The organism is Xanthomonas sp. 60 (assembly GCF_011761925.1).
Genome location: NZ_JAASQW010000002.1, coordinates 1 through 23033 on the forward strand (window position 1 = coordinate 1; position 23033 = coordinate 23033).

Here is a 23033-nt window from a genome sequence, read left to right on the forward strand (position 1 = left end):
CGGGGGGGGTGGAGGCGGGGGGGGCGTGTCGCGCCAAGGATGGCGCGACGCGAGGCACGCAGGATGCAGCTCTTGCCGTCCCCCGCCGCCTCCACCCGCCCAGCCAATTCCAGGGAACCTACCCAGCAGCGCCGCCACGAGGGGCTCAGCCGTTCGCCGTCACTCCACCGACGACCGACGCTTCTGCTTCTGCTTTCGCTTTTTAATTTTCATCCGTGGCGGCACACGGAGCGTGTCGGGGGCTGAGCGGGTGGAGGCGGCGGGGGCGTGTCGCGCCAGGGATGGCGCGACGCGAGGCACGCATGGACGCAGCTTTTGCCGTCCCCCGCCGCCTCCACCCGCCCAGCCAAACCATGTGCACCTGAAATCCCGCACCGCCACGAGGGGCTCAGCCGTTCGCCGTCACTCCACCGACGACCGACGCTTCTGCTTTTGCTTTCGATTTTTATTTTTTCATCCGTGGCGGCGCACGGAGCGTGTCGGGGGCTGGGCGGGTGGGGGCGGCGGGGGCGTGTCGCGCCAGGGATGGCGCGACGCGAGGCACGCATGGACGCAGCTTTTGCCGTCCCCCGCCGCCTCCACCCGCCTAGCCAACTCCAGGGAACCTACCCAGCCGCGCCGCCACGAGGGGCTCAGCCGTTCGCCCACCCTGCACCCGGCACGCGCAACCTCAACGCCGTTCGATAGTGAACGCCGCGCCGTCCACGCCCAGGTCCCAGCCCTCGCCGGTCCCCACCAGGGCAAGCGAAATATCGCCCTTGGTCATCGCCGTCGCGCCACTCGAACGCGACGCCCCGGCATGCGCGCCGACCGCCGCATACGTGCCGAACAGCTCGTCCACCGTGTACGCACCGGTAAAGCGGCCCTTGCCATCGACAATCTTGGAGCGTCCGACCGTCAGTCCGCCGCCCTTCAGCCCGATCCGCACCGGAATACGGGTGCCGTTGTCGCAGCTCACGGTGCCCGTGCCAGAGGCGGTCTTGTAGATGAGCGACCAGCCCGACATCTGATACTCCAGGCGACAGTCGATGTTGCCCGCGGCCTGCACCGGAGCGGCAGCAAGTGAGGCAGCAGCCATCAACGCAGCCAGTGAAACAGTCTTGATCATGAGGGTGTACTCCGCAGTCGTTTGACGGCCGAATCTAGCAGCGTCGCCAACAACGCGTTAAGTGCACAACGCGCCACGAAGGCGCGCCGTTCAGCCACCGCCTCAGGCCAGCGGATCGAGCGTGAAGCCGTCCGCGTCCAGCATTGCCGGAAAGCGCTCGCGATGACGTCGCAATGCCTGCGCATCCAGCGTGCTGGTCACCACCTGTTCGCGCTCGCGGATCTCCACCTGCGGCTGCCCCAAGCAATCCAGCACGACGCTGTCGCCCGCGTAATGCAGGTCATTGCCGTCCACCCCCACCCGGTTCACCGCCGCCACGAAGCACAGGTTCTCGATGGCCCGGGCGCGCAGCAGCGTCTTCCACGCATACGCCCGTGCGGACGGCCAGTTGGCCACGAACAGCTGCAGGTCGAAATCCATCTGCCCCGGGCGCTCGACGTCGAACTGGTTGCGGCAGAACACCGGGAAGCGCAGGTCATAGCAGATCTGCGGATTGATCCGCCATCCTTTCCACGACACACACAGGCGGGCATCGCCTGCGGCGTAGCGCTCATGCTCGCCGCCGTAGCGGAACAGGTGCCGTTTGTCGTACTGCGCAAGCGCCCCGTCCGGCGTGGCGAACAACAGTCGGTTGTAGACGCCGTCCCCGTCGCGCAGCTGCACGCTGCCGGTGACGGCAGCGCCGAGCCGGGCCGCCTGCTCGCGCATCCATGCCACGGTCGGCCCCTGCATGTCCTCGGCCTGGGCGATGGCGTCGTTGGAAAAGCCACTGGTGAAGGTTTCCGGCAGGATCACCAGATCGGTGATGCCGGCCAGCGGCGCCATGAGCGCCCCGTAGTAGGCACGGTTGCCGGCGGGGTCGTGCCAGCGGGTGTCCCCCTGCACCAAGGAGACGCGGAGGTCCTGCTGCGGACCCGTGGCAGCGGCAGCACCGTTCACAGCGCGCGCAGCCGTTCGATGGCCGCGTCCAGCGTGGCATCGTTCTTGGCAAAACACAGCCGCACGATCCGCTGCCCGGCAGGAGGTGTTTCATAGAAGGGGGACAGCGGAATCGCTGCAACGCCCTTTTCGATGGTCAGCCACTTCACGAACTCGTGGTCAGGCAGGTCGCTGACCGCCGAATAGTCCACCAGCTGGAAGTAACCACCCGGCACTGGCAAAGCCCGCAGACGGGTCTGCGCGAGCTGTTCGCGGAAACGGTCGCGCTTGGCCTGGTAGAAGGCACCCAGTTCCAGGTGGTGCGTCGGCTCGTCGCGGATCATCGCGGCGAAACCATGCTGTGCCGGGCCGAAACTGGTGAAGGTGTTGTACTGGTGCACCTTGCGGAACTCGGCACTCATCGCCGGCGGCGCGATCGCATAGCCGATCTTCCATCCGGTGCAGTGGTAGGTCTTGCCGAAACTGGAGATCACGAACGCGCGCTCGCGCAGTTCGGGGTGCCGCAGGGCGGACTCGTGGCGCCGGCCGTCGTAGATGATGTGCTCGTACACCTCATCAGAAATGAGGTAGATGCCGGTACCGCGCAGCAGGTCCGCCAGCGCCTGCATGTCCTGCGCATCTAGCATGGCGCCGGACGGATTGTGCGGTGTGTTGACCATCAACAGGCGGGTGCGCGGGGTGATCGCCGCACGCACGCGGTCCCAGTCCACCGCGAAGGTCTGCGGGTCCAGCGGGACGTGCACCGCACGCGCGCCGGCCAGCTCGATCGCCGGCTCGTAGCAGTCGTACGCCGGGTCCAGCACGATGACCTCTTCGCCGGCCCGGACCACGGCATGGATGGCGTTGAAGAGCGCTTCGGTGGCGCCGCTGGTCACTGTGATCTCGGTATCCGCATCCACCTGCGCGCCATACAGGTCCAGCGATTTCTGCGCGATGGCCTGGCGCAGCGGCGCCACGCCGGTCATCGGCGGGTACTGGTTGAGCCCGTCCGCCATCGCCTGCGTGGTGGCGTCGATCAGCCGCTGCGGCGCATTGAAGTCGGGAAAGCCCTGCCCGAGGTTGACGGCGCCGTGCTCGGCCGCCAGCTGCGACATCACGGTGAAGATGGTGGTGCCCACCTTGGGAAGCTTGGTTTGCGGTTGCATCAGACCTGGCGGCAGAAAAAAGGAGATGACCGAGTGTACGGAATGCGGGGGGACGTGACGACCGCCTGCCCCGCCACCGGCCCCCGCCAGCGTGCTCACGCGCGCCACGGCGAACGGGCCCGATACAATCGCGGCCTGTTCCCGGTCAAAGCCCGCCCCTTTGAGCATTCCTCCGCTGCTGGCCGCGCATGGCCTGGCCTTCACCCGCAACGACGAGCCGGTGTTCGGCCCGCTCGATTTCCATGTCGATGCAGGCGAAGCCCTGCTGGTGCAGGGCGGCAACGGCGCCGGCAAGACCAGCCTGCTGCGGGTGCTGGCCGGACTGGTGCGGCCTGCCCAGGGGCGCGTGGAGATCGACGGACGCGCCGCAGGCGCTGCCGGACGGGCGCGTTACGTGGCCTATCTCGGCCACCAGCCGGCGCTCAAGCCCGATCTGGACACGCTGGAGAACCTCCACTTCCTGTGCGGACTGCAGGGCCGTCGGGCGCGGCAGATGCCCGGCAGCGCGCTGGCCGTGGTGGGCCTGGCCGGCTACGAGGACACGCTGGTGCGTCAGCTCTCGGCCGGGCAGAAACGGCGGCTCGCGCTGGCGCGGATCTGGCTTTCGCCGGCGCCGCTGTGGTTGCTGGACGAACCCTACGCCAATCTCGATCTGGAGGGCATCAACCTGGTCAACCGGATGATCTCCGCGCACCTGCGCGGCGGCGGCGGCGCGCTGGTCACCACGCACGGGGCCTATGCAGCGCCCCCGGTGCGTACACGCCAGCTGCACCTGGAGGCGCGCGCATGATCGCGCCGGGCACCGAACCCGGGCTGTGGCGCAGCGCCCGTGCCCTGGCCGCGCGCGATCTGCGCCTGGTGTGGCGCCGTCGGGGCGATGCATTGCAGCCCGTGCTGTTCGCGGTGCTGGTCGTGGTGCTGTTCGCCCTCGCACAGGGCCGTGATCCCCAGCGACTGGCCGCCACGGCCGTACCGGTGCTGTGGCTGGCGGTGCTGCTGGCCGGTCAGCTCGCGCTCGATACCCTGTTCCGCTCCGATGCCGAGGACGGGTCACTGGAGCAATGGCTGCTGGCACCGGTACCGCTGGCCTGGCTGGTGCTCGTGCGGGTCGGGCTGCATTGGCTGACCACGGCGGTGCCGCTGATCGTGGTGACGCCGCTGCTGGCGGAAATGCTGCATCTGCCGCGTGACCAACTGCCGGTGCTGCTGGCATCGTTGCTGCTGGGCACGCCGTTGCTGAGCCTGGTCGGCGGCGTGGTCGCTGGGCTGACGGTGGGCATCCGCCGCTCTGGTATCCTCGTGGCGCTGCTGTCGTTGCCGCTGTATGTTCCCGTGCTGGTGTTCGGCGCAGGCAGTGTTGCAGCGGCCGCACGCGGCCAGGACCCGGTCGGTGCGCTGCTGCTGCTGGCGGCCGGACTGGTGGTGGCGCTGGTGCTTGCACCGCTGGCCACCGCCGCGGCGATCCGCATATCGTTGGACTGAGCCACACCGACCCACCGGGACAGCCACCTCTGCATGCAACCGATCGTCCGCTGGTTCCACCAACTTGGCTCGCCGCCCACCTTCGACCGCTTCGCACGTCGAGGTTCGCGCATCGCTTACCTGGCGGCCCTGCCCGTCTTCGCGCTGGCGCTGTGGCAGGCACTGTTCGTGGTGCCCGCCGATTACCAGCAGGGCGACAGCTTCCGCATCCTGTTCGTGCACGTGCCCAGCGCGTGGATGAGCCTGTTCGTGTTCGCACTGATGGCGCTCTACGCGGCGATCGGGCTGATCTGGCGGATCAAACTGTGCGAAATACTGGCGATGGCCTGTGCGCCCATCGGCGCCGGCTTCACCGTGATCACCCTGCTCACCGGCAGCATCTGGGGCCGCCCGATGTGGGGCACCTGGTGGGACTGGGATCCCCGCCTTACCACCGAGCTGATCCTGCTGTTCCTCTACCTGGGCGTGATCGGGCTGTACATGGCCATCGAAGACCGCCGCAGCGCAGCGCGTGCCGCGGGACTGCTCGCCATCGTCGGGGTCGCGCTGCTGCCGGTGATCCGGTACTCGGTCACGTGGTGGGACAGCCTGCACCAGGGGGCCAGCATCCGCCTGTTCGGCCCCACCACGCTGGACGCCAGCATGCAGGCGCCGCTGTGGCTGATGGTGGTGGCCACCAAACTGTGGTTCGTCGGCTCGCTGCTGGCCAAGGCACGGGCTGACAACCTGCAGCGCGAAGCGGGCAAGGACTGGCTGCGCCGTCAGGTGCAGGAGGACGCATGAGTTATCTCGGTTATGTCATCGCCGCCTATGCCGTGTTCGTGCTGGTGCTGGCGCTGGATGCACTGGGCTCCTGGCTGCGCCTGCGCTGGGCGTTGCAGGCCGCGCGCCGCAGCGTCGAGCGTCAGCAGGCACGGCGCATGGCCGCTGCACGTCGTGCCGATACACCGGTGGAGCTCAGCCGATGAACCCGCAGCGACGCCGACGCCTGCTGTGGGTGCTGCTCGCGCTCGGCGCTTCCGGGCTGGCCACCGCACTGGTGGCAGTGGCCCTGCAGCGCAACGTCGCCTACCTCTACACGCCTTCGGAAGTATTCGCAGGCGAGGCCGGGACTGCCGAACGCTTCCGCCTGGGCGGGATGGTGGAAGCCGGCTCACTGCAGCGCGAGGCCGGTTCGCTGGTGGCCTGGTTCACCGTGACCGATGGCGATGCCAGGATGCGCGTGCGCAGTGACCAGATCCTCCCGGACCTGTTCCGTGAAGGGCAGGCCGTGGTTGTGACCGGGCATCGCCAAGGCGCTGCGTTCATCGCCGAAGAAGTGCTCGCCCGCCACGATGAAACCTACATGCCGGCCGAGCTGGCCGAGAAGATGGGCAAGGCCCACGTGAAGCATGATGTGCCCGCCACCGCGCGCAGGGTGGACTGAGTGCTGCCCGAACTGGGGCAGATCCTGCTCGCCTCCGCGCTGCTGACGGCCCTGCTGCAGACGGTGCTGCCGCTGCTCGGCGCGCACCGTGGACAGACCCCGTGGATGCAGGTCGCGCGGCCGGCGGCCCTGGTGCAGCTGGTGCTGGTCGGCGCGGCCTTCGCCGTGCTGACCGCCGCCTTCCTGCAACAGGACTTCTCGGTGCGCTACGTGGCCGAGAATTCCAACACGCTGCTGCCCACGGTCTACCGCTGGTCCGCGGTGTGGGGCGCCCACGAGGGCTCGCTGCTGCTGTGGTCGCTGGTGCTGGCGCTGTGGACGGCCGCCGTGGCGCTCGCCTCGCCCCGCCTGCCCTTGCCGGTGCAGGCCCGCGTGCTGGCGGTGATGGGGCTGGTCAGCCTGGGCTTCCTGGCCTTCCTGATGTTCACCTCCAACCCCTTCACGCGATTGCTGCCGGCCCCGCTGGAGGGCCGCGACCTCAACCCGCTGCTGCAGGACCCCGGCCTGATCATCCATCCGCCGCTGCTCTACATCGGCTACGTGGGCTTCGTGGTGCCCTTCGCCTTCGCCATGGCCGCGCTGCTGGACGGCCACCTGGATGCACGCTGGGTCCGCTGGACGCGGCCTTGGACCAACATCGCCTGGGGCTTCCTCACCCTCGGCATCGCACTGGGGAGCTGGTGGGCCTATTACGAACTCGGCTGGGGCGGGTGGTGGTTCTGGGACCCGGTGGAAAACGCGAGCTTCCTGCCCTGGCTGGCCGGTGCGGCGCTGCTGCATTCGCAGGCCGTTACCGAAAAGCGCGGCACCTTCGCCGGGTGGACCCTGCTGCTGGCCATCGCCGCGTTCGCGCTGTCCCTGCTCGGCACGTTCCTGGTCCGTTCGGGCGTGCTGACCAGCGTGCATGCGTTCGCCGCCGATCCCTCGCGCGGGCTGTTCATCCTGGTGTTCCTGGCCGTGGTGGTCGGCGGTGCGCTGCTGCTCTATGTGCTGCGTGCCGGCCAGCTGGGCAGCCACGGTGATGATCCGCGGCGTGGTTTCACCGCCACCTCGCGCGAGACCCTGCTGCTGCTCAACAACCTGTTGCTGGCCAGTGCCTGCGCGATGGTGCTGCTGGGCACGCTGTATCCCCTGCTGGCCGATGCACTGGGCATGGGCAAACTCTCGGTGGGACCGCCCTACTTCGGCAGCCTGTTCCTGCTGCTGATGGCGCCGCTGGTGCTGCTGCTGCCCTTCGGCCCGCTGGTGAACTGGCAGCGCGACCAGCCCTCGCGCGTGCTGGCCACGCTTGCGCCGTGGCTGGCGCTGGCGCTGGCGCTGGGGCTGCTGGCCTGGTGGCGCGCCCCGCAGAATGGCTGGAAGGTCGGACTGGGCGTGGCCGGGGCGCTCTGGGTGGCCTTCGGTACCGTGCGTTTTGCGTGGCTGCGGCTGCGCGGCAACGGCCGCATCACCGCCGAGATGGCCGGCATGCTGCTGGCGCATGCCGGTGTGGCGGTGTTCCTGGTCGGTGCGCTGCTGGTGGAGGCGCTCAACGTGCAGCGGGAAGTCGCGCTCGCGCCCGGGCAGCGCGTGAGCGTGGGCCGCCATGAAGTGCGCTTCGAAGGCGTGGACCACCGCGAGGGTCCCAACTTCACGGCTGACCGCGGCCACCTGCGCGTGCTGCGCGATGGCCGTGAGCTGGCCCTGCTGCATCCGGAGAAGCGCCAGTACGCCAGCGGCGGCCAGGTGATGACCGAAGCCGGCATCGATGCGCGGCTGTCCGGCGACGTATACGTGGCAATGGGCGAACCACTGGGCAACAATGCATGGGCGGTGCGCGTGCATGTCAAACCCTTCATGCGCTGGGTCTGGCTCGGCGCGCTGCTGATGGCGCTGGGCGGATTCATCACCGCCGCCGACCGCCGTTTCCGCGACACGACCCGCCGCACGACCCGCAGCAAGCAGGAGTAACCATGTCTTCGTCCCCCACGCCTCGCCCGTCCCGTCCCCTGCCGCCCGTGGCGATCGCCATCGGCGTGCTGTTCTTCCTCGGCCTGCTGGGCCTGATGGTGTACGGGGTGATGAAGAGCGGCGATCCGCAGCGCGACGTCCTGCCCTCGGCCCTGATCGGCAAGCCCGCGCCCGAGTTCTCGCTGCCGGTGCTGCACGATCCGGACATGCTCGTGCGCAGCGACCAGTTGCGCGGGGCCCCCTACCTGCTCAACGTCTGGGGCAGCTGGTGCGCGGCCTGCCGCGAAGAACATCCGGTGCTCACCCGCTTCGCCGAGAGCAAACGCGTACGGGTGATCGGCTACAACTGGAAGGACGAACCGGCCGACGCGCTGCACTGGCTGGAACAGCTGGGCAACCCCTTCATGGTGGTGCTGAGCGATGTCGAAGGCCGCACGGCGATCGATTGGGGCGTCACTGCTGCGCCGGAGACGTTCCTGGTCGATGGCAGTGGCGTGGTCCGCTGGAAGTACAGCGGTGCGATGACCCAGCAGGTGGTGGATGAAAAGCTGCTGCCGATGCTGGAGAAGATCGAGAAGGCGCAGTCCGGTGCAGGCGATGCGGCGCGCACGGCGCCCTGACCGGCAACGTCCGGTGCACCGTGCGCGCACGTGCTGGCAGCACGCAGGGCTGCTCGCTTTACTGTGCTTGTGCCTTTCCAGCGTTGCCGCGCAGACCCGCCACCCGGTGCACGATGCGCGCCCCCTCACCTTCCACAGCGGCGCCGAAGAGGCCCGCTTCCATGCGCTGGCCGCCGAGCTGCGCTGCGTCCAGTGCCAGAACCAGTCGCTGGCTGATTCCAATGCGCAGATCGCCCAGGATCTTCGCCGCGAAGTGCTGGACCTCATGCACGAGGGCCACGACGACGCACGCATCAAACAGTTCCTGGTGCAGCGCTACGGCCAGTTCGTGCTGTACCAGCCACCGGTGCAACCCGCGACATGGCTGCTCTGGGGCGGCCCGCTGCTGTTCATGGGCGCGGGGGGCGTGCTGCTCTGGCGGCTGGTGCGCCGGCGCAGCAAGGCGCTGGGCATGCCGTTGCGCGATGACGGGTCAGACGCATGAGTTCCCTGCTGCCGTGGCTGGCCGCGCTCGTGGCGAGCCTGGTGGCGGCCGTCGTGCTGTGGCCGCTGCGGCGGAGCAGCGCCGGCGGTCCGCGGCGGCATGCAGGCTTCGCGCTCACCTGCGCCAGCGTAGGGGCCGCTGCCGCGTGTCTCTACCTGCTCATCGGCATGCCGCAGGCGGCGACGATGCGCGACAACGCGCCTGGCGATTCCGCGCAGCCCCTGCGCGAGGGCATCGCGGCGCTTGAGCGCTCGCTCGCCGACGATCCGCAGCGCGCCGATGGCTGGGCCCTGTTGGGACGCTCGCGCGCGGAGCTGGGACAGCTCGATGCCGCCGCCAGCGCATTCGCGCGTGCCGCGCAGCTGGCGCCGGACGACGCCGGGCTGCTGGTGGAGGCCGCGCAGTCCCGTGCCCAGGCCCGTCCGGACAAGCACTTCGATGACATCGCACTGCAGTGGCTGCAGCACGCCCTGGCCCTGCAGCCCGAGGCAGAGCGCGCCGCCTGGCTGCTCGGCATCGCGCTGCGCCAGCGCAGTCGCGACGCCGAAGCCGTTGCCGTGTGGTCCCCCCTGCTGCCGCGGCTGCAGCCGGCGGCAGCGGCGGCCCTGCGTGAGCAGATTGCGGTGGCGCAGGCCGCGGCGGGCAGCGCGCCAGGGGCGGCATCCGGCGCAAATGATCTGCAGGTGAGCGTGACGCTGCCGGCCGGAGTGGACGTCTCCCAGTGGCCCGCCCAGGCCGCGGTCTTCGTCATCGTCCGTGTGCCGCAGGGACCGCCCATGCCGGTCGCGGCGCGTAGGCTACCCCTGCGCGCTCTACCGGCCACCGTGACCCTGACCGACGCGGACAGCCCCATGCCGACCGGCCCGCTGTCCGCGCATGCACAGGTCGAGGTGCAGGTGCGTCTGTCCCGCGAGGGCTCGGCCACGCGCGGCGAAGGGGATCTGCAGAGCGTACCGGTACGCGTGACGCTGCCCTTTACGGGGGTATTGACGGTCGGCTGGCCCGACAGCGGCGACTGATGACGGCAATGACCGCGCCCCTTCGCGGTTTGAACGCACGCCTCAGGGGGGACTCGCTAGAATCCGTGCATGACTGAATTCATTCCCCCCGGCACGCGCTTCCATCTACTGCCCTCACCGTTCGCGTTCAAGCGCGGCGGCGCGCTGCACGGAGCGCGCGTGGCCTACGAAACCTGGGGCACCCTCGCCGCCGACCGCGGCAATGCCGTGCTCATCGTCACCGGCCTGTCGCCGGACGCACATGCCGCGCGCAACGCGGGCAATGCTGCCGCGGGCTGGTGGGAGGCGATGCTTGGGCCCGGCAAAGCCATCGATACCGACCGCTGGTTCGTGGTGTGCGTCAACTCGCTGGGCAGCTGCAAGGGCTCCACCGGCCCGGCCTCGGCGAATCCTGCGACAGGCCAACCTTATCGCCTCGACTTCCCGGAACTGTCGGTGGAAGACGGCGCCCGGGCAGCAGTGGAGGTGGTGCGGGCGCTGGGCATCCACCAGCTCGCGTGCGTGATCGGCAACTCGATGGGCGGCATGACCGCCCTCGCCCTGCTGCACCTGCATCCGGGCATTGCCCGCAGCCATGTCAACATCTCCGGCAGCGCGCAGGCCCTTCCGTTTTCCATCGCCATCCGTTCCCTGCAGCGCGAGGCGATCCGGCTCGACCCGAAGTGGAGCGGTGGCCACTACGACGAAACGGCGTATCCGGAATCGGGCATGCGCATGGCGCGCAAGCTGGGGGTCATCACCTACCGCTCGGCGCTTGAATGGGATGGCCGTTTCGGCCGTGTGCGGCTGGATTCGGATCAGGCCGATGACGACCCTTTCGGGCTGGAATTCCAGGTCGAGAGCTACCTCGAAGGGCATGCGCGGCGTTTCGTGCGGTTTTTCGATCCCAACTGCTACCTCTACCTGAGCCGCTCCATGGACTGGTTCGACATGGCCGAGTATGGCGACGGCGATGTCATGTCAGGCCTTGCCACGATCCACCTGGAGCGGGCTCTGGCGATCGGTGCCAACACCGATATCCTGTTCCCCGTACAGCAGCAGCAGCAGGTGGCCGACGGCCTGCGTGCGGGGGGCGCGGAAACGCGGTTCGTTGGACTGGACTCGCCGCAGGGCCACGATGCGTTTCTCGTTGACTTCGAGCGTTTCGGACCGGCAGTCCGCCGCTTTCTCGACACGCTCTGACCGGCATGCATACCTGGCTGGGCCTGTTCGCGCTGGGGTCTCTCATCGCCTGTACGCAGACCGGTGTCCTGCCGCCCTGGCTGGCGGGCGCCTACACCGTGGCCAGTCTCGTCAGCGTGGGGCTGTATGCACGTGACAAGCGCGCGGCCCGCCGTGGCCTGCAGCGCACGCCGGAGCGTACGCTGCAGGGTCTTGCCGTCATCGGCGGCTGGCCCGGCGCCCTGCTCGCGCAGGGTGCGTTCCGGCACAAGAACCGCAAGGCGGCGTTCCAGCGCGTGTTCTGGCTGTGCGTGGTCGCCAACATCGCCTCGGTGGCCGTGCTCCTGCGTTGAAGTGCCGCGCAGTGCGATTTCAGGGCAGCTGATCGAGCCGTTCGATCGCTGCACGCAGGTTCGGCAACGGTCCGATGTGCCCCGTAGTCCCCACCTGCGGTGTGCCTGTCTCGACAAGCAGGGCGCGCATGGCCTGCGGAGATACCGTCTTTCCCCGCGCCTTGGCAATGCCCGACAGCGCGGCCACGGCCGCAGCCACGATCGGCGCCGAACTCGACGTTCCGGAAAACCGCCCGGTGTAAAGCGCGTTGCGGCCTCCGTTGTGGATATCGCCATAACCGGTGGACGTCACGCATTGGCCGACGCCCTGCACGTCCACCCGACGGCCGTAGGTGGAAAACCCGAGCCGTGAACGTGCCGCCTGCCCCATGCTGCACCAGGTGGTCGGCGACGGCGCGCCTGCACCGACGATGATGGAACCGGAGTCGGGCCGACCGCCGGGAAACGGGGTTTTGAAGCAGCGCGCGTCGTCCAGGTTGACATTGCCGTTACCCGCCGTCTGTACCACATGAATGCCGCGCCTGACCGCGGCACTGACCGCATCGTAGATGGAAGGGATCCACTCCGGCGCCACGTAACCGTTGCATGGCGCCGGGCCGGGGAACTGCTGCTCGATCAGGATCACGTCGCCGGCCGCGAGCCTGCGACTTGCCAACGCGACGGCGTTGGCCGCGTTGTAGCCGGTTTCGGGACTGACGACATTGACATAATGTGGCGTTGCCGCATCGACGAGCCCGCGCACGCCATGCGCGTTGGCATCGCCCACCATCTCGCCCAGGACAGCCGTGCCGTGGTCATTGTCATTGAAGGGGTCGGTGATCTGGCTGCCCTGGCGGATCCAGGTGCCCTCCACTGCCAGCTTCTTGAGGTCTTCATGCTGCCAGTTCCAGCTGTACTCGATGTCCGCCACGCGCACGCCTGTCCCGTCGCCGCCGGCAACGGATCGCGCGTACACCGCATCGATGCCGCCCTGCGCCGCTGACAGCGCGTATATCTGACGCCCCTCCAGGTCGGGCGAGGCAGGCGGCGGCGACATGGTCGGGGCATCGGCCTCGGACAGGCCTGCGGACATCGGTACGGGCCGCGGTGCGGGATAGGCGATTTCCACGTCATCGAGTGCGTTGAGGCGGTTGACCGCCGCGACGAGGTCTTCTCCCGCGCGAAGATGCAGACGGAACCACTGATGCAGGGCCGGCATGTCCGAGCGTCCCTCGAACGCGGCCCGTTCACTGGCGTCCAGGGCAAACAACGGCTCGACACGCTCGATGATTCCCTGTCCCGGGGCGAACGCCGCCAGGGCACCCAGCGCGCCACGCCGCCGGGAGTGCCACAGGCCGTCGCGCAGGCGGGTGACATCAGCGGAGCGGAACTTCACTTCGATCACGTCAGTCGCCTCGTACGGGCCCAGCGCCACATAGGTGGGTTTTTCGATCGGCGATGACGCAGCCATGGCGCGTGTGTCCGGCGAGGACGCCAGGCAGGACAACGAGAACAGGCCGAAACAAGCGGGAATGCAGGAGCGCAGTATGGGACGCATCAGAAAATCTCCAGTGCCGGGAGCGCGACCGGCTGGCCGCGCGCGCCAGGACGCGGCGCGAACCCAGTCTCCGGAAACCGCTCCGAACGCCCCATCGGGCCAGTCCCTGCCCGACCGTCGGATGCATCCGCAATCCGGGTCAGCGCACATCGGCCCTTGACGGCATCTCCCGCACCAGGCGACCGGCGTGCAGGCGGTAGACCGCGTCCACCACGCCGGAAGGCAGTGCATCGTGGGTGATCACCAGCAGGCTGCGTCCTTCAAGCAGGTCCGGCAGGTCTGCCATCAGTGCGTTGGCAGTGTCCACGTCCAGGCCCTCGGTGGGTTCGTCCAATACCAGGATCGGCGCATCGCGCAGCAGCGCGCGCGCCAGGGCAAGCCGTCGCGCCTGGCCGGCCGACATCGTGGCGCCGTTCTCGCCGACCCAGCCCTGCAGGCCACCGACCGCACGCGCCCATTCGCCCAGCCGTACCCGTTCCAGCATCGCCCACAGGCGCTCGTCGCTGGCCTGTGGATCGCCCAGGCGAAGATTGTCAGCGACCGTACCGGCGAACACCGGTGCATTCTGCGGAAGCCACGCAAGCTGGTGATGCCAGTCTTCGACCGCGAACGTCCTGATGTCGGCACCGTCGCAGCACAGCCGCCCGGTATCGGGATCCCACAGGCGCAGCAGCAGCGCCGAAAGCGTGGTCTTGCCGCTGCCGCTGTCACCGCTGATCGCGATGCGTTCGCCCGGCGCCAGCTGCAGCTCCAGCCCATCAAGCACGGCCCGCCCGCCGGTCGCGTAGGCAAAACCCACCTGCTCCCAGCGCAGCGTACAGGGCCAGCGCGGCACCGCGACGGGCGTCTCCGTATCCACCACGGTCGGCACCTGGTCCACGATCGACTGCAGACGCTTGCCGGCAACCTGGCCCGTCTGCAGCGATTGCCACGCCAGGCCGAGACCAGCCCAGGTCTCGATCAGTGCCACCGTCAGGAAGACCAGACCGGCGGCCATTGGCGCATCGAGCTGGCCCCGCGCATGCGCGGACAGGGCGAGGGCCAGCATGCCCAGCAGGGCACCGCCACTCACCACGCCGTGCAGTGCCGAAGCCAGCACCAGGCGCCCTCTGCGGCGACGGTCCCGCGCGCGCAACTGGCGGGCGGCCACGTCCACGCGTCCTCGCCAATGGCCCAGCGCACCGAGCGCCGCCAGGTCCGCGGCGCCCTCGATCCCTTCGAAGGAGAGCGTACGCAGTTGGCTGCGGAACGCCGCGCGATCGCGCTCTTCGCGCGCGCGGCCCCGTACGCTCAGCCACGGCACGCCGGCGCCGAGCAGCACCGCCACCCCTGCCAGCAGCAGGGCCGCCGACGGCAGGATCAGCCAGGCGGCTGCGATCGCGACCACGCCCAACCCGGCCAACGCCAGCAGCGGGCCGAGCGCCCGCACCCACAGGCCATCCACCTCGCTGATATCGCCGAGCAGCCGAGCCAGCAGTTCCGCGGTGCGGGTACTGCCCAGCCGCGCCGGTGCCAACGGCAGGGCGCGACGGAAGAACCAGACGCGTGCATCGCGGGCGATCCGCAGCGTCACATCGTGGCCGACCAGCTTCTCGAAATACCGGGAGACGATGCGTGCCATCGTCAGCCCACGGATACCGGCCGACGGCGAGAAGAAATTGAAACCGCTGCCGATACCGCCCACGCCCGCCAGTGCCGCAGCGGTCAGGAACCCGCCGGACAACCCGAGCAGCGCGCTGCCAGCGAGCATGGTGATCCACAGCAGCAGCACCGCCAGCAGCAGGCGCGGCCGGTGGCGCAGGAACACGCCACGCAACGTATCAGCGTGCTGCCTCATGGGCGCACCTCCCTGGCGTGATCACGCAGATGGCCCTCGGGCAGATACAGCTGGCGGTCGGCCCAGGCCATCGCCGCCGGACTGTGGGTGGCGATCACCACGCAGCAGCCGCGCGCAACCACGGCGAGCGCCTCCAGCAAGGCCGCTTCCGTCGCCGGATCGAGGAAGGCGGTAGGTTCGTCCAGCAGCAGGACATCGGGGTTGCGCATCAGCAGGCGGGCCAGGCCGATCCGTCGCGCTTCGCCCCCGGAAAGCCCGAAGCCGCGCTCGCCGATCACGGTGTCCAGGCCCTGTGGCAGTTCACGCGCGAACCGCATGACCTGCGCGGCTTCGGCGGCGGCCAGCAGCCGCGCCTCGGTCGCGCTGGGATCGGCGAGGCGGAGGTTTTCGGCAAGCGTGCCGTGGAACAGGTAGGGGCGCTGGCCGGCATAGCCGATTTCCAGTCCCGGCCGCACCGCGATGCTGCCGGCGGTGGGTGGCAGCCAGCCCGCAAGCGCCTCGAGCAGGGTGCTCTTGCCGCTACCGCTCGGCCCGACCAATGCCAGCCGTTGGTTGGGTTCGACGATGAACTCGATATCCCGCAGCACATCATGGCGTGCGCCCAGCGGGCGCAGGGTCAGTGCGCGCACCTGTACCGGAGGGGCCTGGTGCTGCGCCGGCTCCGGGGCCAGCGAGGGTATCGACGCCCCATCCTGCGCGGCCTCACCAGGCCGTCCGCCCAGCAGCGCCTCCACTTCCGCCGCCGCGGCGAGCGCATTGGCGCGGTCGTGGTAATGCGCGGCAAGCCGCCGCAGGGGGGCATAGAACTCCGGCGCCAGCAGCAGGCAGAACACCCCCATGCCCAGGGTGGGCACCTGTGCGTGGACGGAAAGCAATCCGAGATAACTCAGGCCCAGGTACAGCGCCACAATGGCCACGCTGACCGAGGCGAAGAATTCCAGCACGGTGGAGGACAGGAACGCGATGCGCAACACGTTCATCGTGCGCCCCCGCACGCCCTCGGCCGCATCGTGCACGCCCTGCAGTTCAGCCGCGCCGCGGCCGTACAGGCGCAGCAGGCCAAGGCCCTTGATCCGGTCGGCGAAGTGGCCGCTCATGCGCGCCAGTTCACCCAGCTGCGCGCGGCCGGCCGCCTCGGCGCCCCATCCCACCAGCATCATGAAGAACGGCACCAGTGGCGCGGTGAACACGAACACCAGCGCCACCACCCAGTCCACGCAGGCCACCGCCACGGCGATCAGCAGCGGTACCACCACCACTTCCACGCGGACCGGCTGGAAGCCGGTGTAATACGCTTCGATCGCATCGGCGTGGGTGAGCATCAGCTCGCCGAGTTCGCCGCTGCGCTGCTGCCGCAGCCACAGCGGCCCCCGCGCCAGCAGCGCGGCGTAGACGCGCTCGCGCAGCGCCAGGCGCGCTGCATCGGCCACGTCCCCGGCTGCGGCCTGCACCACCGTGCCCAGCAGCGTACGCAGCAGCAGCACCGCGCCAAGCCCGGCCAGCACGCCCGCGCCCTCGCCGAGCAGACCGCGCTCGATCAGCACATGCTGCACCAGCCACGCGATGGCCGCCGCCTGCACGATCAGCAGCAGCCCGGAGGCGGTGATGGCCACGCCGGCAAGTCGCCGCCGCCCGCGTGCCGCCGCGCCGAGCTCATCGAGCCAACGCTGGCGCAGGCGGCGCTGCCCGTGCGGCGACAGGTCCTGCGGAAGGGGTCCGGGTGTCGGGGGGCTCACGGGATCTCGGCGGTCGCAGTGTGGGAAGGGAGGAAGCCATCGGCGGCGGGCTGCGCAGTGCGCCCTGCGGCACAGTGTAGAGGGTCCCGGCGGGCGGCCTGCGGCAGGCTGTCGCAGTGCCTGCCGCAGGCACACGGTCGCTTCCCGGCCCTGTGCGCACATTGATCTGGATCAAGGCCGTCAGAACACGTCGGTCCCATCATCACACCCTGTAGACCCACCCTTCGCGTATTTCCTACGCCACTATCCTACGAGGTAGCCCAGGCCATGATTGATTCGACAGTTGTAGAACTGTCGCGGCTGCAGTTCGCGCTGACCGCGATGTACCACTTCCTCTTCGTCCCCCTGACGCTGGGCCTGTCCTTCCTGGTGGCCATCATGGAGAGCGTCTACGTCATGACCGGCAAGCCGGTCTGGCGCCAGATGACCTTGTTCTGGGGCGTGCTGTTCGGCATCAATTTCGCCATGGGTGTTGCCACCGGCATCGTCATGGAGTTCCAGTTCGGGATGAACTGGTCGTACTACAGCCATTATGTCGGCGACATCTTCGGAGCGCCGCTGGCCATCGAAGGCCTGATGGCATTCTTCCTGGAAGCGACGTTTGTCGGGCTGTTCTTCTTCGGCTGGAACCGCCTGTCGCGTGTGCAGCATCTGACGGTCACCTGGCTGATGGCGCTGGGCACCAATCTGTCGGCGGTGTGGATCCTCATCGCCAACGGCTGGATGCAGTATCCGGTCGGTGCGGTGTTCAATCCCGACACCATGCGCATGGAAGTGGTGGATTTCGCGGCCGTGCTGTTCAATCCGGTGGCGCAGGCCAAGTTCGTGCACACCGTCAGTGCCGGCTACGTGACCGGCGCGGTCTTCGTCATGTCGATCAGTGCGCTGTACCTGCTGCGCGACAAGCACCACGCACTGGCACGGCGCTCGTTCGCGGTGGCTTCGGCATTCGGCCTGCTGGCCTCGCTTTCGGTGGTGGTGCTGGGTGATGAGAGCGGGTATGCCGCCAGCGAGCACCAGAAGATGAAGCTGGCCGCGATCGAAGCGATGTGGGAAACCGAGCGTGCGCCGGCCGACTTCACCGCCTTCGGCATTCCGAACCAGAACACGCAGCGCAACGACTATGCGGTGAAGATTCCCTATGTGATGGGACTGGTCGCCACGCGTTCGCTGGACCAGCCGATCCCCGGAATCCTGGAACTGGTGGAGCGCGCCGAGCATCGCATCCGCGGCGGACAGATCGCCTACGGCGCCCTGCAGCGCGTGCGTGCCGACCGCAACGATGTCCAGGCGCGCGAGATGTTCAACCGCCACTGGCAGGACCTCGGCCATGGCCTGCTGCTCAAGCGCTACCGCGACGACATCGGCAATGCCACGCCGGAGGAGATCGCGCGCGCGGCCATGGATACCGTCCCCCGCGTGCTGCCGCTGTTCTGGACGTTCCGCATCATGGCGGCGCTGGGCTTCTACCTGATCGCGTTCTTCGCGGTGGCGTTCTACTTCTCCTGCCGCCACAGCTTCCAGGACAAGCCGTGGTTCCTGCGGCTGGCGGTGTGGACCTTGCCGGCGCCGTGGATCGCCATCGAGTGCGGCTGGTTCGTGGCCGAATATGGTCGCCAGCCGTGGGCGGTCGATGGCGTGCTGCCGACCTTCTATGCGGCTTCGGGACTGGCCCTGCACGAGATCCTGCTGTCGCTGGCCGGTTTCACCGCGATCTACACCGTGCTGCTGATCGTGGAGATCAAGCTGATGCTCAAGGCAATCCGCAAGGGTCCGGACCAGGTGCTGCCGTCACTGCAGGCACCGGCGCCGGCCGCACACCCATCCCTCGGCAAGCCGGCCGTCGGCCAGGCCTGAGGCAGGAGAACGACGATGGAATTCATTGCATTGGACTACACCACGCTGCGCGTGATCTGGTGGCTGCTGCTGGGCATCCTGCTGGTCGGCTTCGCGGTGATGGATGGCTTCGACCTCGGCGTGGGCAGCCTGCTGCCCTTCGTGGCCCGCAGCGACGAGGAACGCCGCCTGGTGATCAACACCATCGGCCCGGTCTGGGAGGGCAACCAGGTCTGGCTGGTACTGGGGGGCGGGGCCATCTTCGCGGCCTGGCCGCCGCTGTACGCGGTCAGCTTCTCCGGCTTCTACCTGGCCATGTTCGTGATCCTGTTCGCGCTGATCCTGCGCCCGGTGGGGTTCAAGTTCCGCGGCAAGATGCCCGGGCAGCGCTGGCGCGCGGTCTGGGACTGGCTGCTGTTCGTCGGCGGCTTCATTCCGGCGCTCATCATGGGCGTGGCCGTGGGCAACGTCCTGCTCGGCGTGCCGTTCCACTTCGATGACAGCATGCGCATCTTCTACACCGGCGGATTCTTCGGGCTGCTCACCCCGTTCGCCCTGCTCGCCGGCCTGCTCAGCGTGAGCATGCTGGTGGCCCACGGCGCGGCGATGCTGGTGATCAAGACCGACGGTCCGGTGGCCGACCGCTCCGCACGCCTGGGCAGCATCGCTGCGGTGGTCGCCTTCGCGCTGTTCGCCCTCGCCGGCGCATGGGTGGCCTTTGGCCTGCCGGGCTACCAGATCACCTCGCAGGTGGTGACCGACGGGGCGACCAACCCACTGCTGAAAACGGCCGAGATCGGGCCGGTGGGCGGTTGGATGCACAACTACCGCAGCATGCCGCTGACCCTGCTTGCACCGGCGGTGGGCCTGCTGGGACTGCTTGCCAGTGCGGCACTGCTGCGTGCGCGCCGCGGCGGCTCGGCCTTCATCGCCTCCGGTGCGGCCATCGCCGGCATCATCCTGACGGTCGGCTTTGCGATCTTCCCGTTCCTGCTGCCCTCCTCCACCCAGCCGGTCTCGAGCCTGACGGTGTGGGACGCCTCCTCCAGCCACCTGACGCTGTGGATCATGCTGCTGGCCACGGTGGTCTTCCTGCCGATCATCATCGCCTACACCACCTGGGTATATCGCGTGCTGAAAGGCAAGACGACCCTGGATGAAATGGGCGAGAACCCGAACGCTTACTGACCCTTCCTGCCGGCCCCGCGCCGGCACTTCAAAGGAGCACACCATGTGGTATTTCGCCTGGATTCTCGGCACCGGCCTGGCCTCGGTCGTGGCCATTCTCAACGGCATGTGGTTCGAGGCGCGCGAAGCGCAGCGGACTCCATCCAACGATGCGGCATGAGGTCCTGAAGCAAGAAAACAGTTGCCGCCCAGCCCTTCACGCAGTATCTTAGGCGGCTCCTTCGGGGTGTAGCTCAGTCTGGTAGAGCGCTACGTTCGGGACGTAGAGGTCGCAGGTTCGAATCCTGTCTCCCCGACCACTCCGGTGGTCGGACATCCGAAGGTGAAATGCGATTCCCCTTGCCGCCCAGTGCGGGAATCGATATGATAGGCGGCTCCCTTCGGGGTGTAGCTCAGTCTGGTAGAGCGCTACGTTCGGGACGTAGAGGTCGCAGGTTCGAATCCTGTCTCCCCGACCACTCCGGTGGTCAAGAACAAGAAACCTGGAAGACATCAATGTCCTCCGGGTTTTTTTGTGTCCGGCGCCCGGCCTGCCGGTGCGACGCGCCCGATCAGGTGCCTGCGCCGGCCCGGCACCCGGCCTACAATGACGCCCTTCATTGGTGCCAGGCGCCATCCCACCCCTTCAGCGCCCGCGATGATGCCGGGCGCCGTCGTCGCGCGTCGCGCGTGGCGCAAAGGTTTCCTGCAAGGATCGACATGAGCCCCCTCCCCTCCCCCCGCGTTTCCCTGCTCCAAGGGCGCGTGCTCGCCTTCGCCGCCGTACTGCTGGCGGCCGCCAATCTGCGCACGGCGGTCACCTCCGTCACGCCGCTGCTGGACCTGCTGGGCAGCGTGTTCGGCTTCGGTGCCACGCTGACCGGTGTGCTCGGCATGCTGCCCACGGCGGCCTTCGCGGTGTTCGGTGTGACCACGCCGATGCTGGCGCGGCGACTGGGACTGGAGCGCACGGCGCTGCTGGCGATGGTGCTGGCGGCCATCGGCCTGCTGCTGCGTTCCAGTGCCATGGGCGTGGGCACGCTGCTGTGCGGCTCGATCGTCGCGCTGGCCGGCATGGGGATCGGCAATGTCGTGGTGCCCCCCCTGGTGAAACGCTATTTCGCCAACAAGGTGGGCACCATCAGCACGCTTTACATCAGCGTGCTGCAGGTCGGCACCATGCTGCCCGCGCTGCTGGCGGTGCCGGTGGCCAACGCGGCCGGCTGGCGTGTGTCGCTCGGCATGTGGGCCCTGCTCGCCCTCGCCGCCGCGCTGCCGTGGCTGATGATGGTGCGCCGCACGCCACGCCGCGATCCCGCCCACGACCTGCCGGATCCGACTGCGCAGCCGCATGGCCGGGTGTGGCGCACGTCGCTGGGCTGGGGCATGACGCTGATGTTCGGCATGACTTCGCTGATGACCTATTCGATGTTCACCTGGCTGCCGCGCATCGTGGTGGAAGCCGGCGCGACGCCTGCGTTCGGTGGCGTGATGGTGGCCGTGTTCTCCGCGCTCGGGCTGCTGCCGTCCCTGCTGATGCCCTCGCTGGCCGCGCGCATGGTCAACCCGTTCGTCCTCGCGGTGGTCGGCTTCACCGCGTTCACCAGCGCCTTCGCGGGGCTGCTGTTCGCGCCGATGGCCGCACCGCTGCTGTGGGCCTGCCTGCTCGGCGTCGGCCCGTCCACGTTCCCCCTCGCCCTGACCCTGATCAACCTGCGCACGCGCACGCCCGCAGGTTCGGCCGCGCTCTCGGGCTTCATGCAGGGCGTGGGCTACAGCTTCGCGTGCATGGGCCCGCTGGTGGTGGGCTGGCTGCATGATGTCAGCGGTACCTGGCAGCTGCCGTTCGGCTTCCTCTTCGCCTGCGCGGTGGTGATGCTGACCGCCGCCTGGTTCGCCTGCCAGCCGCGCCGCCTGGAAGATGTGTGGTGAACCGGCAAGGCGCCGCGCGCGGACGCGCGGCGCGCTGTCATGCCCGGGTCTGGCCATCCCCGCGCACCACGAACCGCTCCACGGTGAGCGCTTCCAGGCCCATCGGGCCGTAGGCATGCAGGCGCGTGGTGGAGATGCCGATCTCGCTGCCCAGTCCGAGCTCGCCGCCGTCGGAGAACCGCGACGACGCGTTGACCATCACCACCGCCGACTGCAGTGCACGCACGAAGCGCTCGGCATTGCCGGCATCCTGCGTGGCGATCACTTCGGTGTGGTCGGAGGTGTAGCGGCGGATGTGCGCAATGGCCGCCTCCACATCGTCCACCACGCGTACGGCGATGACCAGGTCGAGGAACTCGGCGGCATAGTCCTCTTCACTGGCCGCCTTCGCCCCCGGCATGAAGGCGGCGGCAGCCGCATCGGCACGTACGTCCACGCCGCGCCCGGCCAGTGCCTGCGCCGCAGCCGGCAGGAAGGCCGCGGCACGGTCGCGATGCACCAGCAGCGTTTCCAAAGAATTGCACGCTGATGGACGGCTGCATTTGCCATCCACCAGCAGGGCGAGCGCCTGCTCGACGTCCGCGCTGGCATCCACGAACAGATGGCAGACACCCTTGTAATGCTTGATCACCGGCACGCGCGCGTGCTCTGCAACGAACCGGATCAGGCCTTCACCGCCGCGCGGGATCGCCAGATCGATCAGCTCATGCAGTTGCAGCAGCTCCAGCATGGCCTCGCGGCGCAGGTCGGTCAGCACCGTCACCGCCGCCTCCGGCACTCCATGCGCCTTGAGCGCCGCGCCAAGCGCCGCGGCGATGGCCGCGTTGGAATGGAGGGCCTCCGAGCCACCGCGCAGGATCACACCGTTGCCGGCCTTCAGGCACAGCGCGGCCGCTTCGGCGGTGACGTTGGGCCGCGCCTCGTAGATCATCGCGATCACGCCCAGTGGCACGCGCACCTTCTGCACGCGGATACCGTTCGGGCGCACGTCGTCACGGGTGATCTGTCCGACCGGATCGGCGAGTGCGGCCACCGCACGCACGGCGTCGGCCATGCCCCGCAGGCGCGCCGGATCGAGTGCCAGGCGGTCCAGCATCGCGCTGCCGACGCCCTTTGCGCGTGCGGCGGCGAGATCGCGTGCGTTGCCGGCGAGGATCGGCCCGGCATGCGTTTCCAGTGCCGTGGCCATGGCCTGCAGCAACTGGTCGCGCGCATCGCTGTCCAGCGCCGCGATCACCTGCGCGGCATCGCGGCAGGCGCGTGCCTGGCGTTCGATCTCACTCATGGAAGACTCCTGCATT

Annotated in this window: 22 protein-coding genes and 2 tRNA genes; 17 read left to right on the forward strand and 7 right to left on the reverse strand. The window is 68.7% G+C overall.

Features of this window, described 5'->3' with window-relative positions; genetic code table 11:
* Window positions 1-670 precede the first annotated feature (670 nt).
* The 3 genes from FHY09_RS03870 to FHY09_RS03880 form a co-directional block, all read right to left on the reverse strand.
* Window positions 671-1108 (reverse strand): hypothetical protein, encoded by a 438-nt coding sequence (locus tag FHY09_RS03870; RefSeq protein ID WP_166924401.1) that lies wholly within the window; start codon window positions 1106-1108, stop codon window positions 671-673.
* A gap of 102 nt (window positions 1109-1210) precedes the next feature.
* A complete protein-coding gene (locus FHY09_RS03875) occupies window positions 1211-2047 on the reverse strand; it encodes an amidohydrolase (protein ID WP_166924403.1) in 837 nt (278 codons plus the stop codon).
* Window positions 2044-3192 (reverse strand): pyridoxal phosphate-dependent aminotransferase, encoded by a 1149-nt coding sequence (locus FHY09_RS03880; protein ID WP_166924405.1) that lies wholly within the window; start codon window positions 3190-3192, stop codon window positions 2044-2046. The genes FHY09_RS03875 and FHY09_RS03880 overlap by 4 nt, the downstream gene beginning before the upstream one ends.
* 160 nt (window positions 3193-3352) lie before the next feature.
* Here FHY09_RS03880 and ccmA point away from each other — a divergent pair, with 160 nt between their 5' ends.
* The 11 genes from ccmA (at window position 3353) to FHY09_RS03935 (ending at window position 11687) form a co-directional block, all read left to right on the forward strand.
* Window positions 3353-3982, forward strand: coding sequence for a heme ABC exporter ATP-binding protein CcmA (gene ccmA, locus FHY09_RS03885; protein WP_166924407.1), 630 nt, complete (start codon window positions 3353-3355; stop codon window positions 3980-3982).
* A complete protein-coding gene (ccmB, locus tag FHY09_RS03890; protein WP_166924409.1) occupies window positions 3979-4674 on the forward strand; it encodes a heme exporter protein CcmB in 696 nt (231 codons plus the stop codon). The genes ccmA and ccmB overlap by 4 nt, the downstream gene beginning before the upstream one ends.
* 33 nt (window positions 4675-4707) lie before the next feature.
* Complete coding sequence (locus FHY09_RS03895) at window positions 4708-5457, forward strand: heme ABC transporter permease (protein WP_166924412.1); 750 nt, start codon at window positions 4708-4710, stop codon at window positions 5455-5457.
* Complete coding sequence (locus FHY09_RS03900) at window positions 5454-5642, forward strand: heme exporter protein CcmD (RefSeq protein WP_166924414.1); 189 nt, start codon at window positions 5454-5456, stop codon at window positions 5640-5642. Before FHY09_RS03895 ends, FHY09_RS03900 begins: the two co-directional genes overlap by 4 nt.
* Window positions 5639-6100: a cytochrome c maturation protein CcmE gene (gene ccmE, locus FHY09_RS03905; protein ID WP_166924416.1), complete on the forward strand. Its 462-nt coding sequence runs from the start codon at window positions 5639-5641 to the stop codon at window positions 6098-6100. Before FHY09_RS03900 ends, ccmE begins: the two co-directional genes overlap by 4 nt.
* Entirely contained in the window at window positions 6101-8050 is a 1950-nt protein-coding gene (locus FHY09_RS03910) for a heme lyase CcmF/NrfE family subunit (RefSeq protein ID WP_166924418.1), read from the forward strand.
* Between the two features lie 2 nt (window positions 8051-8052).
* Window positions 8053-8670: a DsbE family thiol:disulfide interchange protein gene (locus FHY09_RS03915; RefSeq protein ID WP_166924420.1), complete on the forward strand. Its 618-nt coding sequence runs from the start codon at window positions 8053-8055 to the stop codon at window positions 8668-8670.
* Between the two features lie 49 nt (window positions 8671-8719).
* Window positions 8720-9154: a cytochrome c-type biogenesis protein gene (locus FHY09_RS03920; protein WP_456362720.1), complete on the forward strand. Its 435-nt coding sequence runs from the start codon at window positions 8720-8722 to the stop codon at window positions 9152-9154.
* Entirely contained in the window at window positions 9151-10173 is a 1023-nt protein-coding gene (locus FHY09_RS03925; RefSeq protein WP_166924424.1) for a c-type cytochrome biogenesis protein CcmI/CycH, read from the forward strand. The genes FHY09_RS03920 and FHY09_RS03925 overlap by 4 nt, the downstream gene beginning before the upstream one ends.
* A 69-nt stretch (window positions 10174-10242) precedes the next feature.
* Window positions 10243-11355, forward strand: coding sequence for a homoserine O-acetyltransferase MetX (gene metX, locus FHY09_RS03930; protein WP_166924426.1), 1113 nt, complete (start codon window positions 10243-10245; stop codon window positions 11353-11355).
* 5 nt (window positions 11356-11360) lie between these two features.
* The gene (locus FHY09_RS03935) at window positions 11361-11687 is read left to right on the forward strand and encodes a DUF1294 domain-containing protein (protein ID WP_166924428.1); all 327 of its coding nucleotides are present in this window, start codon (window positions 11361-11363) and stop codon (window positions 11685-11687) included.
* 19 nt (window positions 11688-11706) lie between these two features.
* Here FHY09_RS03935 and FHY09_RS03940 read toward each other — a convergent pair whose 3' ends face one another.
* The 3 genes from FHY09_RS03940 to cydD form a co-directional block, all read right to left on the reverse strand.
* Window positions 11707-13224, reverse strand: a complete 1518-nt coding sequence (locus tag FHY09_RS03940) for a S8 family serine peptidase (protein WP_166924430.1) — start codon at window positions 13222-13224, stop codon at window positions 11707-11709.
* Between the two features lie 139 nt (window positions 13225-13363).
* Window positions 13364-15061 (reverse strand): thiol reductant ABC exporter subunit CydC, encoded by a 1698-nt coding sequence (cydC, locus tag FHY09_RS03945; RefSeq protein ID WP_166924432.1) that lies wholly within the window; start codon window positions 15059-15061, stop codon window positions 13364-13366.
* Complete coding sequence (cydD, locus tag FHY09_RS03950; protein ID WP_456362702.1) at window positions 15058-16797, reverse strand: thiol reductant ABC exporter subunit CydD; 1740 nt, start codon at window positions 16795-16797, stop codon at window positions 15058-15060. The genes cydC and cydD overlap by 4 nt, the downstream gene beginning before the upstream one ends.
* 267 nt (window positions 16798-17064) lie before the next feature.
* Here cydD and FHY09_RS03955 point away from each other — a divergent pair, with 267 nt between their 5' ends.
* The 6 genes from FHY09_RS03955 to FHY09_RS03980 all read left to right on the forward strand — a co-directional run bounded on the left by FHY09_RS03955 (window position 17065) and on the right by FHY09_RS03980 (window position 21732).
* On the forward strand, window positions 17065-18654 hold the full coding sequence (locus FHY09_RS03955; protein ID WP_166924436.1) for a cytochrome ubiquinol oxidase subunit I: 1590 nt from the start codon (window positions 17065-17067) through the stop codon (window positions 18652-18654).
* A 15-nt stretch (window positions 18655-18669) separates the two neighbouring features.
* Window positions 18670-19821 carry a cytochrome d ubiquinol oxidase subunit II gene (cydB, locus tag FHY09_RS03960; RefSeq protein ID WP_166924438.1) on the forward strand — a complete coding sequence of 384 codons (1152 nt, stop codon included), beginning with the start codon at window positions 18670-18672 and terminating at the stop codon, window positions 19819-19821.
* 43 nt (window positions 19822-19864) lie between these two features.
* Window positions 19865-19981, forward strand: coding sequence for a cytochrome bd-I oxidase subunit CydX (cydX, locus tag FHY09_RS03965; protein ID WP_166924440.1), 117 nt, complete (start codon window positions 19865-19867; stop codon window positions 19979-19981).
* 62 nt (window positions 19982-20043) lie between these two features.
* Window positions 20044-20120, forward strand: a tRNA-Pro gene (locus FHY09_RS03970).
* Window positions 20121-20202: 82 nt separating this feature from the next.
* A tRNA-Pro gene (locus FHY09_RS03975) sits at window positions 20203-20279 on the forward strand.
* A 241-nt stretch (window positions 20280-20520) separates the two neighbouring features.
* On the forward strand, window positions 20521-21732 hold the full coding sequence (locus FHY09_RS03980; RefSeq protein ID WP_166924442.1) for a CynX/NimT family MFS transporter: 1212 nt from the start codon (window positions 20521-20523) through the stop codon (window positions 21730-21732).
* 37 nt (window positions 21733-21769) lie between these two features.
* On the opposite strand, the gene FHY09_RS03985 is transcribed toward FHY09_RS03980, so the two are convergent.
* A complete protein-coding gene (locus tag FHY09_RS03985) occupies window positions 21770-23017 on the reverse strand; it encodes a glutamate-5-semialdehyde dehydrogenase (protein WP_456362703.1) in 1248 nt (415 codons plus the stop codon).
* Window positions 23018-23033: the final 16 nt, after the last annotated feature.

Bases quoted from the DNA above. Each gene is read 5' to 3' on its own strand.
- FHY09_RS03940 (WP_166924430.1), bottom strand. From the start codon at position 13,224: ATGCGTCCCATACTGCGCTCCTGCATTCCCGCTTGTTTCGGCCTGTTC.
- cydX (WP_166924440.1), top strand. From the start codon at position 19,865: ATGTGGTATTTCGCCTGGATTCTCGGCACCGGCCTGGCCTCGGTCGTG.
- cydC (WP_166924432.1), bottom strand. From the start codon at position 15,061: ATGAGGCAGCACGCTGATACGTTGCGTGGCGTGTTCCTGCGCCACCGG.
- ccmE (WP_166924416.1), top strand. From the start codon at position 5,639: ATGAACCCGCAGCGACGCCGACGCCTGCTGTGGGTGCTGCTCGCGCTC.
- FHY09_RS03985 (WP_456362703.1), bottom strand. From the start codon at position 23,017: ATGAGTGAGATCGAACGCCAGGCACGCGCCTGCCGCGATGCCGCGCAG.
- FHY09_RS03900 (WP_166924414.1), top strand. From the start codon at position 5,454: ATGAGTTATCTCGGTTATGTCATCGCCGCCTATGCCGTGTTCGTGCTG.
- FHY09_RS03955 (WP_166924436.1), top strand. From the start codon at position 17,065: ATGATTGATTCGACAGTTGTAGAACTGTCGCGGCTGCAGTTCGCGCTG.
- FHY09_RS03895 (WP_166924412.1), top strand. From the start codon at position 4,708: ATGCAACCGATCGTCCGCTGGTTCCACCAACTTGGCTCGCCGCCCACC.
- metX (WP_166924426.1), top strand. From the start codon at position 10,243: ATGACTGAATTCATTCCCCCCGGCACGCGCTTCCATCTACTGCCCTCA.
- FHY09_RS03880 (WP_166924405.1), bottom strand. From the start codon at position 3,192: ATGCAACCGCAAACCAAGCTTCCCAAGGTGGGCACCACCATCTTCACC.
- FHY09_RS03925 (WP_166924424.1), top strand. From the start codon at position 9,151: ATGAGTTCCCTGCTGCCGTGGCTGGCCGCGCTCGTGGCGAGCCTGGTG.
- ccmB (WP_166924409.1), top strand. From the start codon at position 3,979: ATGATCGCGCCGGGCACCGAACCCGGGCTGTGGCGCAGCGCCCGTGCC.
- FHY09_RS03980 (WP_166924442.1), top strand. From the start codon at position 20,521: ATGAGCCCCCTCCCCTCCCCCCGCGTTTCCCTGCTCCAAGGGCGCGTG.
- cydB (WP_166924438.1), top strand. From the start codon at position 18,670: ATGGAATTCATTGCATTGGACTACACCACGCTGCGCGTGATCTGGTGG.
- FHY09_RS03935 (WP_166924428.1), top strand. From the start codon at position 11,361: ATGCATACCTGGCTGGGCCTGTTCGCGCTGGGGTCTCTCATCGCCTGT.
- FHY09_RS03915 (WP_166924420.1), top strand. From the start codon at position 8,053: ATGTCTTCGTCCCCCACGCCTCGCCCGTCCCGTCCCCTGCCGCCCGTG.
- FHY09_RS03870 (WP_166924401.1), bottom strand. From the start codon at position 1,108: ATGATCAAGACTGTTTCACTGGCTGCGTTGATGGCTGCTGCCTCACTT.